Source organism: Psychrobacter sp. TAE2020, assembly GCF_018919485.1.
In the GTDB taxonomy this organism is placed as follows: domain Bacteria; phylum Pseudomonadota; class Gammaproteobacteria; order Pseudomonadales; family Moraxellaceae; genus Psychrobacter.
Window position 1 is genome coordinate 3,174,458 of the sequence record NZ_JAHLMU010000001.1, and the last position, 15,700, is coordinate 3,190,157.

Genomic DNA, 15,700 nt, shown 5'->3' on the forward strand with positions numbered 1-15,700 from the left:
TAGCATTTTATTAAATCGAGAAATGGTAGAATCAGGAAGTAGTCTTATTAACTTGCTTAAACAGCCGGCGTTTAATAAACCAGCCAACAATAATAGCAACAGCCGCTATTAAAAATATTTTGGAGTAAGGGGCAAGTAAGGTCTCGATAACGGTATAGTTTCTACCAAAATGATAGCCGGCAAGGGTTAAGAGGGTAGTCCAAATACTGGAACCTAATGCAGTCAATAGTAAAAAGGAGACCATCGGCATTTTGTTGATACCAGCAGGAATAGATATTAGTGAGCGGATACCGGGTACCATACGTCCAAAAAATACCGCTTTTTTACCATGCTTATTAAACCAAGCACTTGATGACAATATATCATCAGGCTTAACAAACACATATTTACCATACTTTTTAGTAAAAGCCATTAAACGCTCTTCGCTGAATAATTTGCCTAAATAATACAAAGGTAACGATCCAAGGACACTGCCTAAGGTGCCAGCTAGGATAACTAGCAGCAGATTTAAATCGCCTTTAGCTACTGCAAAACCTGCGGCTGGCATGATCACTTCAGAAGGTATAGGTGGAAAAACGTTTTCGGCAAACATGGCAAAGATAATGCCTAAGTAGCCAAATTTTGCCATGATAGTCAGCACCCAAGTGCTTATTTGGTCCATTGTATGAGCTCGTTAAATGACTGCTTGGAGGATAATACCTTAGCAGTGCGGGTGTTAAGAAAAGGTTAAAACGAGCGCTATGATAAATTTAATTTAGGCTATGGCCCTATGTTCAACATGGTTTAGGCTTATACTAAATAAAATTAAAGGCTAGAGTTGTTAAGAGATATTAATCGGTCACGCTGCTCGCAGCCCTTATATGAACCGCTGTTACAGGCTAGACTATACCATTTAATCGCTGCCGCATTCTCTTGCGCAACCCCTTGGCCTTTTTCGTATAACCAGCCAAGATTGAACTGAGCGTGAACATTATTTTGGTTGGCAGATTTTTGTAGCCATTTAGCAGCTTGGACATAGTCTTGGCTGACCCCTTCGCCTTTCATGTATAGAATACCAAGGTTGTACTGAGCATGATTGTTATTTTGTTCAGCTGCCTTCTGGAACCATTCAGCAGCTTTGGCATCATCCTCAAGTACTCCTTCGCCTTTCTCATATAGAGCACCAAGATTAAATTGAGCGTGGCTATTATTTTGAGAAGCAGATTTTTGCAGCCATTCAATAGCTTTGACATAATCTTGCTCAACCCCTTCACCTTTTTTGTACATGATGCCTAGATTGTATTGGGCATGGCTGTTGTTTTGCTCAGCGGACTTTTGCAACCATTTAGCCGCCTCAAAGTTATCTTGTAATACCCCTCTACCTTTTTTATACAGCACACTAAGATTGAATTGAGCAACGGCATCGCCTTGATTGGCGGCTTCTCGATAGCGCTGTGCCGCTTCGGCATTATTCATCGAAACGCCATCATGGCTCAATACTTCAAGGTAATACTGAGCAATAGTATGAGCTCTATGATTAGCATCGTTTTGGTTCCACTGAATATCTTTAGTAGCGTTATCAGGAACATCATTTTCATCAATTAGCTTAACGATGTACTGAGCAACGGGATGGCCTTGAGCGGCGGCTTTTTGATAGCAGGCAAAAGCTTTGGCTTCATTTTGAGCGCCTCCTCTTTCACTACCATAGATGACTGCAAGCTCAAATTGAGCTTCGCTATACCCTTGATCAGCAGCTTTTTGATACCATTCGATGGCTTTATCATCATCTTGCAGCACACCTATACCCTTATCGTACTTTTGCGCCAGATAAAACTGAGCAATAGCATGACCTTTACTAGCGGCTTTTTGCAACCATTCAACAGCGATATTATCATCCTCAATGACCCCACTGCCGTTACTGTACATCATGCCAAGATTGAACTGAGCGTCAGCATTATCTTTAGCGGCCAACAGCTTATTATAAGCACTGTCTATGGCTTTGTCCGATACAGGCAGCTTGAGTGACTTTGCTAAAGCTAAAGTTTTATAAATGATAGTCTGTTTGGGTATTTGCCATTTCATTATTATTCCTTTGAGTAAATAGGTAATACTCTTAGTCTACTAATCAGTATCTAATAATATTACCCGGTAAAAATTAAACATCAGCTTTTAGGAATGTGTAGCTTATAGCCGACACCGATTTCAGTTAACAAGTAATTGGGCCGAGAAGGATTGTCTTCTAATTTTTGTCGTAAATTTGACATAAAGATGCGCACATAATGCTCTTGATGGGCATGACCCTTGCCCCAGACTTCATTAAGTAACTGCTGGTGAGTGAGTACTTTTTCTGCATGGCGAATGAGCACCGTGAGTAGCCGATACTCAATAGGAGTCAAGTGCACATCTTCTCCATTTTTCCTCACTTGCCGTTGCACAAGATCGATACTGACATTGCCAAGCTGTAGCTGGATAGGCGCTTCACAACCTACTTGCCAGCGCCGCATATGAGCGTTAACGCGAGCCACTAATTCACCCATACTAAAAGGTTTTACTAAGTAATCATCAGCCCCTAAATTTAGCGCTTTTATTTTATCCTGCTCATCACTGCGAGCGGACAATACTAAAATAGGCAACGATGACCAAGATCTAATATCAGTAATGACGTCACAGCCATCACCATCAGGTAACCCTAAGTCTAATACCAGCAGATCAGGACGGCGAGAGGCAGCTTCTATTAAACCTCTATGCGAGCTATCGGCAGTAAAAACTTGATAGCCTTCTTGCTCCATAGCGGTCTTAATAAACCGAGCAATGTGGCTTTCATCTTCAATGATTAGTATGGTCTTCATGGATATATCGTTCGCTAATGGTATTGAGCCCCTAACATAACAGTTATGGTGCCAAGTTTGCTGAATGTATTTGCCCAACCCCAATTAAAGAGTCAGCAGTGTTAACAAGTCAGCGGCTAGGTATTAAGTTATTGCTTAATAGATGCTGGTCAGGCAGTGACTGCCAAGGTAGTACGATGACAAATTGAGCGCCATGAGGCTGTACATTATTAGCGAGTAGGGTACCTCCTAAGTGCTCAACTAAATCTCTACTCAATGCTAATCCCAGCCCCAAACCCGTTGTAGTACTTTCAGAGCTGCCACGGGTAAAACGCTCAAATATTTGTTCTTCCATGCCCTCAGGCAAACCTTCTCCGGTGTCTGTGATGGTTATTTGATACTGTTGCTGCGGGTTAAGTGTTGCTTTAATGGCAATACTGCAGTCATCGGCGGTGTAATTGATGGCATTGGTGAGCAAGTTATTTAAAATACGCGATAGAATCAATTCATCAGTATAAATAAACTCAATATCATAAGGGATGTCTATCTGCACTTGCCGAGTTTTTAGATAATGCTCAAGATGGCGAAGATTACCGCCAACGATCTCCTCTAAGCTCACCCATTGCTTGTTGAGCTTCATACCGCCAGATTGTAATGAGACATAATCTAAAATGTTAATAACCAAGCGCTGAATCACATTTGCTTGCTGTTCGATATCGATGGCCAATTGCTGTTGCTCATCAATGGTCAAAGTTTGACTAATGAGCGAGGCGGCTAATCCGGATAGGACGGTAATAGGCGTTCGGATATCATGAGACAATGCTGATAACAAAGTACCACGTAGCCGTTCTGACTCAGCTTTTATAAGGGCGGTTTGCGCCACTTTTGCATAATATACGCGCTCTAATGCTAAGGTGATCTGAGCAACGGCGATATCGAGCGCTCGTTGTTGTTCGGGCTGATTAAAGGTGTTGACCTCGTCTGGCATCAGTGCCAGCACACCAAGTACTTGGTTGGAGGTAGAAAGCGCGCGGTAGTGCATAGGGTTAGCGGTCAGCGTATTAGTGGCTAGACCGGCGCTCTCATTATGGTCAAATACCCATCGGGTGACATTCCAGTTGAATTCTGCTGGGACCGTAGACTCTGATACGATAGTTAGCTTACTTTCAGCATTAGGCATCACCACGATAGCTTGGCTTGCAATATGCTTAATAAGCCAAACGGTAGCTTGGTTGATGATCTCATCATTTTTACGTGCTGCGCTTAGACTTTGGGCCAAATAACTCATAGAGATCGCTTGCTGCTCGCGCTGGCGTGCGGTTTGTGCCTGAAATCGTAGGCCAACTGCTAAGTTATTAATGATTAAAGATACCAACAGCATAACCGCAAAAGTCACTAAGTATTGGACGTCGCTGACATTAAAGGACAGCTTAGGCTCAACAAAGAATAAGTCAAAGCTTAGTACGCTCAAAAAGGAGGCTAGTATGCCAGGGGCACGACCAAAGCGTGCTGATATAAAAACAATCACTAATAAATACAGCATAACGACGTTGGCTAAGTCAAACCAGCGTGTCAGCGCTACGAGGCTAACCGTTACTAGACCGCACCCTAAAGCCGCCATTAGATAACCGTTACGATTGTCTATAGAAGATAAAGTAGCAAGATCCCATGAAGGCAGGCGATGTTCACCGGGTCGCTTGCTGGTCTTTTTGCTTTGATTGACTAAGATTAAATCTAAGTTCACGTCCTGCTGCGAGATGAGCTTTACAAGCGATCTGCCACAGTGATAAGTTTTAGTCTGGTTTTGACCAATAATAATACGGCCAATATTGAACTGATGGGCATAGCTGGCCAAACCTTCGGCAACCGTAATAGCACTAATAGTTGCCGTTTTTGCTCCCAGCTCGTCAGCCAAGCGCAGTGCTTGTAATACTTGCTGCTTACTATGCGCCAATTTATGAATACTGCGAGGGGTCTCGACATGCACCACATACCACTGCGAATGTAAGCTGCTGGCGAGTCTGGCGGCATGACGAATAAGACGCTCACTGTGATCTCTAGTGCTAATGCCAACCAATAACTGATCGGCTGTATTCCAGATCGGTGCGATGCGGGACTGATTGCGATAATCTTGCATGTCAGCGTCGACTAAGTCTGCGGTTCTACGCAATGCCAGCTCACGCAGGGCCATCAGATTGCCCTTACGAAAGAAGTTTTTGATCGCATGTTTAGCTTGGCTTGGGATATATACTTTGCCTTCGTGAAGCCGAGCTAATAACTCCTCTGCTGGCAAGTCAACTAACACCACCTCGTTGGCCTGATCAAAGAACCAATCGGGTAAGGTTTCTTGAACCACTACGCCAGTAATTTGGTTAACCACATCGTTTAAGCTTTCTAGGTGCTGAACATTCAAAGTGGTATAGACCGTAATACCCGCTTTTAGCAGCTCTTCCACATCGTGCCAGCGCTTGGGATGGCGAGACCCTGAGACGTTACTATGCGCTAACTCGTCAACTAGTAAAATGTCCGGATGGATAGCCAACGCCGCATCGATATCGAACTCTTTTAAGGTCTTGCCTCTATACTCAATCTCCCGCAACGGCAGTGAGGTAAGCCCTTCTAGTAGCGCTGCTGTTTCGCTACGGCCATGAGTTTCTACAATCCCTACCAATACGTTGAGTCCATGAGCCTGCGCTTGATGCGCGGAGGACAACATGTCATAAGTCTTACCTACGCCAGCAGATGATCCAAAAAATATTTTTAATTTGCCTCTACTAAGAGCATTTTCTTGCTGCTTTATTTGCTGCAATAACTGTTCTGGAGTAGGCCGAATATCATGCATAGCAACCCTCATCAATGACGGATTTAAAACGTCAATTTCTAATTAGTAATGCGCTATAGTCATCTCATTGCAAAAACTATACAGCGAGATTAAGATCCATTTTTTGTAGCCTCTGTCGGCATCGGCACAGCAAGCCAGAAAGATTTAACCCAGTCTCGCATTATAAAGTGATTTATCTATTTTACTTAGTGTCAACTTTACTTAGCGTCGATCTTGTTATTTAACTGAGGCTGCCGAGATCTCATCTAAGGCTAAGTTCACCGACAAGACATTCACTCGTGATTCTCCAAACAACTTAAACTGCTTATCTTCAGTATGATCATCGATAGCGGTCTGTACTTGTTCAGCACTTAGTCCCCGTATGCGCGCCACTCGGTTCACTTGCCATTGTGCTGCTGCAGGCGAGATATGGGGATCTAGACCGCTGGCAGACATAGTCACTAAGTCGAGGGGAATAGGGGCTTGATTCTGTGGATCAGCAGCTTTTAGTTTTTGTACTTGTGCCGTGACTGAAGTCGCCAGCTCAGGATTTAAAGGCCCTAGATTGCTACCTGAAGATTGAGTAGCATCATAGCCTTCACCAGCGGCAGAAGGACGAGTCCATAGATATTGTGGTTGATCAAACTGTTGTCCGATAAGCGCAGAGCCAATCAAGGTACCATTTTTTTCTATTAAGCTACCATTAGCCTGATTTGGCATAGTCACTTGGGCAATAGCGGTCATAACTAAGGGATAGCATAACCCCAAAATGATGCTAAGCAGGATAAACAATAATATAGCAGGTTTAAGCATCGGCATATCAGTAGCAACATTATTTAACGGGTCTGTAGACTTAGTATCTGCTGCTGGTTGGTTATCTAGATAAGAATGGGTTTTCATAGCAATATTCCTTAGAAATGGTTATGCCAAGTGCATTAAATTAATGAGCATATCGATAAGTTTGATACCTATAAAGGGTAGGATCAGACCCCCTAAGCCATATATCATTAGGTTTCGGCGCAATAGATTAATAGCCGAGTCTGGTCGATAGGTGACCCCTCGTAGCGCTAATGGAATTAAGAACACGATGATCAAGGCATTAAAAATAACCGCTGATAAAATAGCGCTCTTTGGACTACCTAACTGCATAATATTTAGAACGTTAAGCGCAGGGTAAGTCCCTGCAAAGGCCGCAGGAATAATGGCGAAGTACTTAGCAACGTCATTGGCTAAACTAAAAGTGGTCAGGGCACCACGTGTCATCAGCATCTGCTTACCGGTTTGCACTACTTCAATAAGCTTAGTTGGATTGGAGTCCAAGTCCACCATATTAGCCGCTTCTTTAGCCGCTTGAGTGCCACTATTCATAGCGACTGCAACATCAGCTTGGGCAAGTGCTGGTGCGTCATTAGTTCCATCGCCAGTCATGGCAACTAGCTTACCTTGGCGTTGGTAACTACGGATCAGCTCAAGCTTTTGTTCTGGTGTGGCTTCTGCCATGAAATCGTCAACCCCAGCTTCGGCAGCGATAGCGGCAGCCGTCAAGGGATTGTCACCAGTGATCATTACTGTGGTGATGCCAATTTTACGCAGTTCAGCAAAGCGCTCCTTGATACCTGACTTAACCACGTCTTTGAGCTCAATAACGCCTAGTATTTGCTGACCTTCTGCGACCAGAAGCGGGGTACTGCCACGGCGTGCTACATCTTCTACTTGTCGCTCTAAATTACTAGGGAGGCTGCCTCCTTGTTGTTGTACCCATTTTACAATAGCGTCAAAAGCCCCTTTGCGGATATGGCGTTGATCGATATCAGTGCCACTCATCCGAGTTTGTGCGGTAAATTCGATAGTCTCGAACGGCTTTGATTTCCAAACATTCTCATCTATCTCAAAACGGCTTTGGGCTAACTTGACGATACTACGACCTTCTGGGGTCTCATCAGTTAATGAGCTGATAAGCGCTACTTCCGCTAGTAAGCTCTCGCTAATACCGTTAGACGGCAGGAACAATGAGGCTTGACGGTTGCCATAAGTGATAGTGCCGGTCTTATCGAGCAATAGCACATCGACATCACCAGCGGCTTCTACGGCCCGCCCAGAGGTTGCAATCACATTGGCTTGCATCATCCGACTCATGCCAGCTACGCCTATGGCCGATAATAAGCCGCCGATGGTGGTAGGTATCAGACAGACCAATAAGGCCACTAAAATGACTATAGAGATAGGCTCGCCCTGATTGGATACCAGCACCGCAAACTGGGAGAATGGCATCAAGGTTACGCACACCATTAAGAATATTAGCGTTAGCGCAACTAGCAAAATAGTCAGGGCAATCTCATTAGGCGTTTTGGTACGTTTAGCACCTTCTACCAAGGCAATCATCCGATCCAAAAATCCTTGACCAGGCGCTTGTGTGATACGGATTATTAACCAGTCTGACAGCACTTTAGTACCACCAGTGACCGCATTAAAATCGCCACCGCTTTCACGAATAACAGGCGCTGACTCCCCAGTAATGGCTGATTCATCGACCGAAGCAAGGCCTTCTATCACTTCGCCATCTGCTGGAATAGTTTCACCCATTTGCACTAAAACAATATCGTCTTGATTGAGCTCAGTAGCTTGAACCATAGTAGCCGCTGATAGTTTATCGCTACCAGCAAGCCTACGGGCTTGCACGTCCTGACGAGCCTGTTTTAAGCTCGATGCTTGGGCTTTACTGCGTCCTTCTGCCAAAGCTTCGGCAAAATTAGCGAACAGCAAGGTGAACCAAAGCCAAAAGGCAATCGCTAAAGTAAAGCCAACCCCAGATTGTCCCTGAATCATCATATTGATGGCCAATATGGTCGTCAGCCATGACCCAATATAGACCACGAACATTACCGGATTGCGCCACTGCACTCGTGGATCAAGCTTAAGTAAGGCATCTTTTAGTGCCGGCTTTACTAACGCAGGATCAAGAATGCCCTGAACCGGTTTTTCTGGTAAATCAGATTTATCAGGGTCTTGTTGCGGTGGCAAACTTATAGTCTGAGTATTAGAATCTAGTGAAATGCTCATTGTCTGTTTTCCTAACATAATCATAAAGTTGGGTCCATTCACCCTTAGTCAGGTGAATGCTCGCTTGCCTAGCTCGTTAAAAATAAAGCCACTAAGCCACTAGCTTCCTAACATCCAAATTTGCTCTATGATAGGTCCAAGAGCTAATGCTGGAATAAAAGTCAAGGCTCCAATCATCAGCACTGTGCCCACTAATAGGCCTACAAACAGCGGTGTCGTCGTTGGTAAAGTGCCGTTGTTGACTTCAAGTCTTGGCTTATTAGCCAATGACCCTGCTAAAGCCAGTACTGGAATGATCACCCCAAAGCGTCCAAATATCATGGCCAACCCAAGCATAGAGTTATAAAACACTGAATCTCCCGCCAATCCTGCAAAAGCGGAGCCGTTGTTGTTAGCCGCTGAGCTAAAGGCATACAGCACTTCACTAAAGCCATGCGCACTAGGATTGAATATTCCTGCTTGACCGCTGCTAGTCATGACGCTAATAGCCGTGCCTAATAACACCGTCATCGGGCCTGCAAGCAAGCCTAGTACTACCATTTTTATCTCGAATGGCTCGATCTTTTTACCCAAATATTCTGGAGTGCGTCCAATCATTAGTCCTGATACAAATACCGCCAATATGGCAAATAAAAGCATACCGTAAAGACCTGCTCCGACACCTCCAAACACTACTTCGCCTAACTGCATCTGCAACATTAATCCAAAGCTACCCATAGGCGTGAATGAATCATGCATAGCATTTACAGCACCACAAGAGGCGGCAGTAGTAATAGTGGCAAATAATGAGGAGGCCACGACACCAAAGCGCACTTCTTTGCCTTCGATATTGCCACTGACATCAGCAGCAGTTAAGCCTGAAACTTGTGAGGTTAACCAAGGGTTGCCAGCAAGTTCGCTACTCACAGTTAACGAGTACATACCTATGAATAACAAGGTCATAGCCGCTAATATTGCCAAACCTTGTTTGAGGTTACCGCTTATTTTACCCAGACAAAAACATAGCGAAGTTGGAATAAGAAAAATAGCTAACATTTGAATTAGATTAGAAAAAGGGGTGGGGTTCTCAAAGGGGTGCGCAGAGTTAGCGTTAAAGAAGCCGCCGCCATTTGTACCTAACATCTTGATGGCTTCTTGTGACGCGACTGGTCCTAAAGCGATAGTCTGAGTATCACCTTGTAAGGTTTGCACATCCATGTAGGCTGATAGGGTTTGTACTACCCCTTGGCTCATTAATAACAGCGCAATAATTGTGGCTATCGGTAGTAGGATATAGACGTTACAACGCCATAAATCTATCCAAGCATTACCGATATGAGCACTCTTTTTGGCTATCAAACCACGCATTAGCGCAAAAGCGACGGCAATCCCAGTGGCTGCTGATAAAAAGTTTTGTAGAGACATGCCCATCATCTGGGTTAAGTAGCTCATCGTGCTCTCACCACCATAAGCCTGCCAGTTGGTATTCGTCATAAAGCTAATGGCGGTGTTCATAGCCAAATCCCAACTAACTGCGCTCATGTTAGCGGGGTTTAGCGGTAGATTGCCTTGCATAAGCTGCAATACAAACAATGCCAAAAAGCCAATGATATTAAAAAGTACGATAGCGAGAGCATACTGTTTCCAAGTCATACCCTCAGCACGGTTACCTTGAGCATTACGCCCAAGCATACCCAGCGCGCTAAAAATTCGCGATTCAAAACGCGATACAGGCGCCTGCATTCTTTGCATGACGTACCCTGATAAAAAATATCCTAGGGTGAATAAAATCAGCAGATAGATGATCAGTTGTGATGCGGCGTACATGGTCATCAGAAGGCCTCCGGTTTAATCAATACATATAGCAAATACACAAACAAACCGAGGGCAATAAACCCTGCAAACACTTCCATAGCACACTCCTAAAATCATAGTAGAGATCAGCTAATAGCTAGTTAGCAAGAAGCAACAATCAAGGTCATAACTAGGCTAAGGACTAAGATGACTCCTTAACTTATTAACGGCTTATGAGGACCTACTGATATATGCTACAAGCTCACTAAAACCTTGCTGCTTATTGATTAATTTAAGCGCTTAGTATGCTCACAGAGGTATAAAAGTGTTGTCAAGATGATCTGGTAGGATATAAAGAAAGTATAAAGATGAGAATGGAGATCATTGGTGAGAAAAAATATTTAAGAAATTGTATATTTCTAGTTATCACCTAGCTTAGAAGCGTTTATAACGAAATAAGAGAGGCAACGAGTAGTAATTTTTTTTAATATATTAGGCGATGATATAAAAAGAGAGAGGTTTGACTATACTTGACAATACGACAGGTCGACTCGCAAGCTTAGAGTTAGCTACTGTGCTTTGGGCTTTTATCGACTTCAAGAGCGTAAGTTATATAAGGTTAAGAATAGAAAAAACCATTTCATGATTTCACTCGCTCACTAAGCTACTAAACGGTTCCAGCGAGCTTTAGTGTTAGCAGCATGTTTTCTTCATAATAGTTATAAGGAATATTTTATGTCAAAAAAAGTAGTAGTGTTTGAATACGAGAAAGAAACTAAGAATAGTGTTCGCTACAAGGAAGTGCCTGATGAAGGTACGGCACCTATCGTAGGCACTCTATATGTTCAGAAGTGGTTTGCTGGAAATAGTAAATCTATTGAAATAACCATAGATAAAAAAGACTAGCTAAGCGACTTATTAGCCTATTATTTTTTAGTTTATTCCATGGTTTTGGTAAAGCTATACGGATCTTCTAGAAGCGCCAAAATTGCGATTTCCCCGTTTCATAATGCCTCCATGTAATGGTGATGATGGGTTGATCAAGAACACAAAAATTTCGATAAAGACTTGAAATTCTCATGCTTTAATAACTAAATAGCTTTAATTTAGTAATGGCTATATATATTACTAACAATATATATAGTCGATCCAAAATGACATTAATACCTCTCATATTATCGAATAGTTTTTCAAATTATTCTTTATCCAGTCGCGGCGCAGGAATTTTGCCTGTGCCCACTTCTTCTATACTCAAATATAGCTTTTGTCCTGCATTTTAGGCAAGTATCTACGGCACCTTTGCTTATCCTCGTTCTGGATTCAGATCAGGAGGGTAAGGGGCAGCCATAGGATGAGATGACTCTGTCTATTAATTATTTTTGCCTTTTACTGTAATTAAGAGATAGCTCTAAACAACTTTGAATAAAACTAAACCTCTAGATATTAGCTATGCTTATAACCCTTATTAATTTATAACGTTTGACTGATATTATTGGGCAACCTATATTAGAGGAAAGCCAGTAAACGTAATGGAGTAAAGAGCATTAGCAGTTAAATATATTTAGATATTTATTAGCGAAGCTATTAGTATTTTTAATAATTATTACTAGTCTTTAAGAGTTATTTCTAGAAACAAGGGAATGTAAGAAATGAAAATATACAGTCATGAAAAGCAAAAACTACATCATCCTAAAAGTTACTTCTCTCGTGGGCAAATGCGTGAACCACAAGAAAAGCCTGAGCGCTTGGTTGAGCTTTTAAAAGCACCAGAAGCTTTAGGTTTAACAGTCACTACTGCTAAAGATATAGGGATTGAGCCGATTTTAGCGGTACATGATCTGGATTATATTGATTTCTTAAAACATAGCTATGATCAATGGATGGCTGTAGATGAAGAAATGGGAGAAGAAGTTCAAACGACCATTTACATGCCAAATAATAATGATGGTCTTGGTATTTTGGCGAAAGCGGCTAAGTATCAAGCTGATGGTAGTGCCCCAATCGGCAAGCACTCATGGACTTCTATCTACTGGTCAGCTCAAACGGCACTCAATGCGGCGGACTCGTTGTTAAACGATGAGGATGGTCAAAATAATATCCAAATATGTCTGACTAGACCTGCAGGTCATCATGCTCGTAAAAACGCAGCAGGTGGCTTTTGCTACTTAAACAATGCGGCAATCATTGCTCAGCATCTTCGTCAGAAATTTAAGAAGATCGCTATTATCGATACTGATATGCATCATGGTCAGGGTATTCAAGAAATATTCTATGACCGTAAAGATGTGCTTTACACCTCTGTACATGGCAGTCCTATTAATTTCTACCCCGTAGTGGCTGGTCACGAACATGAAAGGGGTACAGGTGAAGGTTATGGTTATAACGTCAACTTTCCTATGCCCCATGGTACCGATGAAGTAGGTTTCTTTCATTATGTCGATCAATCTATCGAAACTTTAAAATTATTTAACCCGGAGGTTATCGTCCATGTTTTAGGGTTCGACGTTTATAAAGATGATCCACAGGCGAAATGTCAGGTAAGTACTGAAGGTTTTAAAACTTTAGCAGAAAAACTACAAGCTTTAGATAAGCCGATTATTGTGTTGGTAGAAGGAGGGTATTGCATAGAAAAGCTTAATGAAAACCTACAGGCTTTTATATCTGGGTTTATCTCAAAATAAAAAAATCATGACTTATCGGCAGTCAACGTTTAATCGTGACCTGAGTAAAGGATTTATTAAGGTAATTGCGCGACTAAGTCACCATAACAGGGATGTTTAACATGAGTGTTTCAATTATAAGAGCAATCAGCTACGCCGGGGTCTATGTCGGAGCAGTCATAGGTGCAGGCTATGCAAGTGGACAAGAGGTGCTGCAATTCTTCGCAGGTTACGGGTTTATCGGCATGTTGGGTGCGGTGATTACTATGATCATGCTGGCATGGTACGGTACCGTATTTATGGAATTGGGTCATCAACTCAAGACCAATAGTCACCGAGTTGTGCTCAACTATTTATGTGGTAAAAAAATAGGTTTTTTCGCTGATTATATCCTTTTGTTTTTTATGTTCGGGGTGATTAGTATTATGTTCTCAGGTGGTGGTGCAGCTATCCATCAATACTGGGGTTTACCGGCAGTTACTGGCAAAATAATTATCGCTTTGATGACATTATCAACAGTGATATTTGGTTTTACCTCTTCTGTTAGGGCCTTAGGCATAATTTCTCCATTGATGATTTTGGCAGTGGTGGTTATCTCGGTCATTACTTTTACTACGTACTCCGACCAATTGGCAACCGTAGACGCTACTATCCAGCTCCTTAATCCTGATACAGCCACGCCTTTTTGGTGGACGTCAGCGATAGTTTATGTCTCTTATAATGTCATTCCAGGAGTCTCTACTTTTGCTTCAATCGGTAATAAAGAGCCAAATTTAAAAACAGTCAGGATGGCCGGTATAATCGGTGGTCTAACTTTAGGTATTTGTTTACTATTCATCATAATGGCGCTTCTATCTAACCTCGAAAATGTCATGAGCTATGAGCTTCCATTCTTAGAGATTGCACGCAATATTGGTCCAACTACTGGGTTGTTATTTAGCATCGTGCTAGTTGTCGCTGTATTCACAACAGCAGTATCTAACCTTTATGGCTTCGTTATCCGCTTCTTTGATTCTGATACAGAAACGTCGAAGTTTCGCATACTGACTGTCGTCGTCGTGGTGCTATCTTTACTTGCCTCACTGTTCCCATTTAGTACCTTAGTAGGTACTTTGTATCCAGCTTTGGGCATTTTAGGAATGTATGTTCTGATCTGTGCCCTGTATAAAACCTTTAAAGGTCAGATATTTATGGCCGAACGACCAAAGTTATAATATAAAGAAAAGTAAAAAAATAGGGGTATGGTATGCGCTATAAAGTGATTGTGGTTGGTGCTGGCATGGTAGGGACATCTATTGCTTGGCATCTGCAAAAGCATAACTCTGAGGTTTTATTGTTAGATAAAAAGCCACCTGGATCAGAGACGTCATATGGTAATGCTGGGTTAATTCAGCGAGAAGCCATTCATGTGCATCCTTTTCCTAGGCATCTTACTGAACTAATCAGAGTATTACCGAATCAGATGACTGATATACGTTACCGTTGGTCTGCTGTGATTCGTCATCATCAGGCTTTGCTAAAATACTGGCAGTTTTCGGCGCCATCTGCTGTGCAACAAATAGAAAAAGAGTGGAGAATTCTAATTGAGCATTGCACTAACGAACATCAGGAGATGATTACCGCAGCTGGTGCTGAAGACTTGATAAGGCGAGATGGTTGGATTGAGATGCATCGCTCTGAAGATAAATTTGAGACAGCAGTTGCAGCCGCGAAAAAATCTCGAGAACAAGGTATTGAGTACCAAGTGTTGACTATTGATGCTTTAAAACTATTAGAGCCTAACGGTAATTTCGAAGGCTTTATTGGCGCCATTCATTGGTCAAGCTCTTGGCAAGTATCAAACCCGGGAGCATTAGTTAAAGCGTATGCAAAAAGCTTTCAACAGATGAATGGATCAATAGTCGAGGATACAGTTAAAGAAATAAGACCGGATAGTAGTGGCTGGCAAGTGATTACTAATCAGCAAAGCTTTTATAGTGATGAGGTAGTGATTGCTGCTGGTCCTTGGTCTAATCAATTAATAAAGCCTTTAGGCTATGATTTGCCTTTGTTTCCTATGCGTGGCTATCATCAGCACTTTAAAACCACCCTGCGAAATACTATCAATCATAGCTTAGTAGATATAGACAAAGGTTTTGTAATGGGCCCGATGCAGCAAGGTATTCGCATTACAACTGGCGCTGAGATGACGTTAATGGAAGCCCCAAAAGATCTAGGACAATTACAAGCCGTACTGCATTTTGCCAAAGAGATCCTACCTCTTAACGAGGCAGTAGAACAGGAAGTATGGGCAGGATCAAGACCTTGTATGCCTGATATGAAACCTGTGATTGGCGCAGCTGGTAAGCATGATCGCTTATGGTTTGCCTTTGGTCACGGTCATCAAGGCTTTACTTTAGGGCCTATCACTGGGCGTATTATTGAAGAGCTTATACATAATAAGCCTTTAACAGTCGCTGTTGAACCTTTTAGTGCTCATCGATTTTCTAAATCTTAATCCATGGTTTTAAGGCTAGAGCTTTTAAATTTTTAGCTTTTAATTAAGTAACTTTTTAAGTAATTTTTAATATTATAAATTT

Annotated in this window: 12 protein-coding genes; 4 read left to right on the plus strand and 8 right to left on the minus strand. The window is 42.4% G+C overall.

Annotated elements, in window-relative coordinates; genetic code table 11:
• Positions 1-31: 31 nt before the first annotated feature.
• From KPY62_RS13075 to kdpF, 8 genes are all read right to left on the minus strand, one after another.
• Positions 32-661: a DedA family protein gene (locus tag KPY62_RS13075; protein ID WP_216582907.1), complete on the minus strand. Its 630-nt coding sequence runs from the start codon at positions 659-661 to the stop codon at positions 32-34.
• Between the two features lie 143 nt (positions 662-804).
• Positions 805-2,061, minus strand: coding sequence for a tetratricopeptide repeat protein (locus KPY62_RS13080; RefSeq protein WP_216582909.1), 1,257 nt, complete (start codon positions 2,059-2,061; stop codon positions 805-807).
• 80 nt (positions 2,062-2,141) lie between these two features.
• Positions 2,142-2,828, minus strand: coding sequence for a response regulator (locus KPY62_RS13085; protein ID WP_216582911.1), 687 nt, complete (start codon positions 2,826-2,828; stop codon positions 2,142-2,144).
• A 109-nt stretch (positions 2,829-2,937) separates the two neighbouring features.
• Positions 2,938-5,649, minus strand: coding sequence for a DUF4118 domain-containing protein (locus KPY62_RS13090; RefSeq protein WP_216582913.1), 2,712 nt, complete (start codon positions 5,647-5,649; stop codon positions 2,938-2,940).
• A 216-nt stretch (positions 5,650-5,865) separates the two neighbouring features.
• The gene (gene kdpC, locus KPY62_RS13095) at positions 5,866-6,528 is read right to left on the minus strand and encodes a potassium-transporting ATPase subunit KdpC (protein ID WP_216582915.1); all 663 of its coding nucleotides are present in this window, start codon (positions 6,526-6,528) and stop codon (positions 5,866-5,868) included.
• Between the two features lie 21 nt (positions 6,529-6,549).
• Complete coding sequence (gene kdpB / locus KPY62_RS13100; protein WP_228730697.1) at positions 6,550-8,688, minus strand: potassium-transporting ATPase subunit KdpB; 2,139 nt, start codon at positions 8,686-8,688, stop codon at positions 6,550-6,552.
• Between the two features lie 99 nt (positions 8,689-8,787).
• Positions 8,788-10,500, minus strand: a complete 1,713-nt coding sequence (kdpA, locus tag KPY62_RS13105) for a potassium-transporting ATPase subunit KdpA (RefSeq protein WP_216582917.1) — start codon at positions 10,498-10,500, stop codon at positions 8,788-8,790.
• Positions 10,500-10,580 carry a K(+)-transporting ATPase subunit F gene (gene kdpF, locus KPY62_RS14055; RefSeq protein WP_193032053.1) on the minus strand — a complete coding sequence of 27 codons (81 nt, stop codon included), beginning with the start codon at positions 10,578-10,580 and terminating at the stop codon, positions 10,500-10,502. The genes kdpA and kdpF overlap by 1 nt, the downstream gene beginning before the upstream one ends.
• Before the next feature lie 616 nt (positions 10,581-11,196).
• Between kdpF and KPY62_RS13115 the strand changes: the two genes are divergently transcribed.
• The 4 genes from KPY62_RS13115 (at position 11,197) to KPY62_RS13130 (ending at position 15,618) form a co-directional block, all read left to right on the plus strand.
• Positions 11,197-11,367, plus strand: a complete 171-nt coding sequence (locus KPY62_RS13115) for a hypothetical protein (RefSeq protein ID WP_216582919.1) — start codon at positions 11,197-11,199, stop codon at positions 11,365-11,367.
• 743 nt (positions 11,368-12,110) lie between these two features.
• Complete coding sequence (locus KPY62_RS13120; protein WP_216582921.1) at positions 12,111-13,142, plus strand: histone deacetylase family protein; 1,032 nt, start codon at positions 12,111-12,113, stop codon at positions 13,140-13,142.
• 101 nt (positions 13,143-13,243) lie between these two features.
• Positions 13,244-14,335: a beta-carotene 15,15'-monooxygenase gene (locus KPY62_RS13125; RefSeq protein WP_216582923.1), complete on the plus strand. Its 1,092-nt coding sequence runs from the start codon at positions 13,244-13,246 to the stop codon at positions 14,333-14,335.
• Between the two features lie 32 nt (positions 14,336-14,367).
• Positions 14,368-15,618: an NAD(P)/FAD-dependent oxidoreductase gene (locus KPY62_RS13130; protein WP_216582925.1), complete on the plus strand. Its 1,251-nt coding sequence runs from the start codon at positions 14,368-14,370 to the stop codon at positions 15,616-15,618.
• The last annotated feature ends 82 nt before the right edge of the window (positions 15,619-15,700 follow it).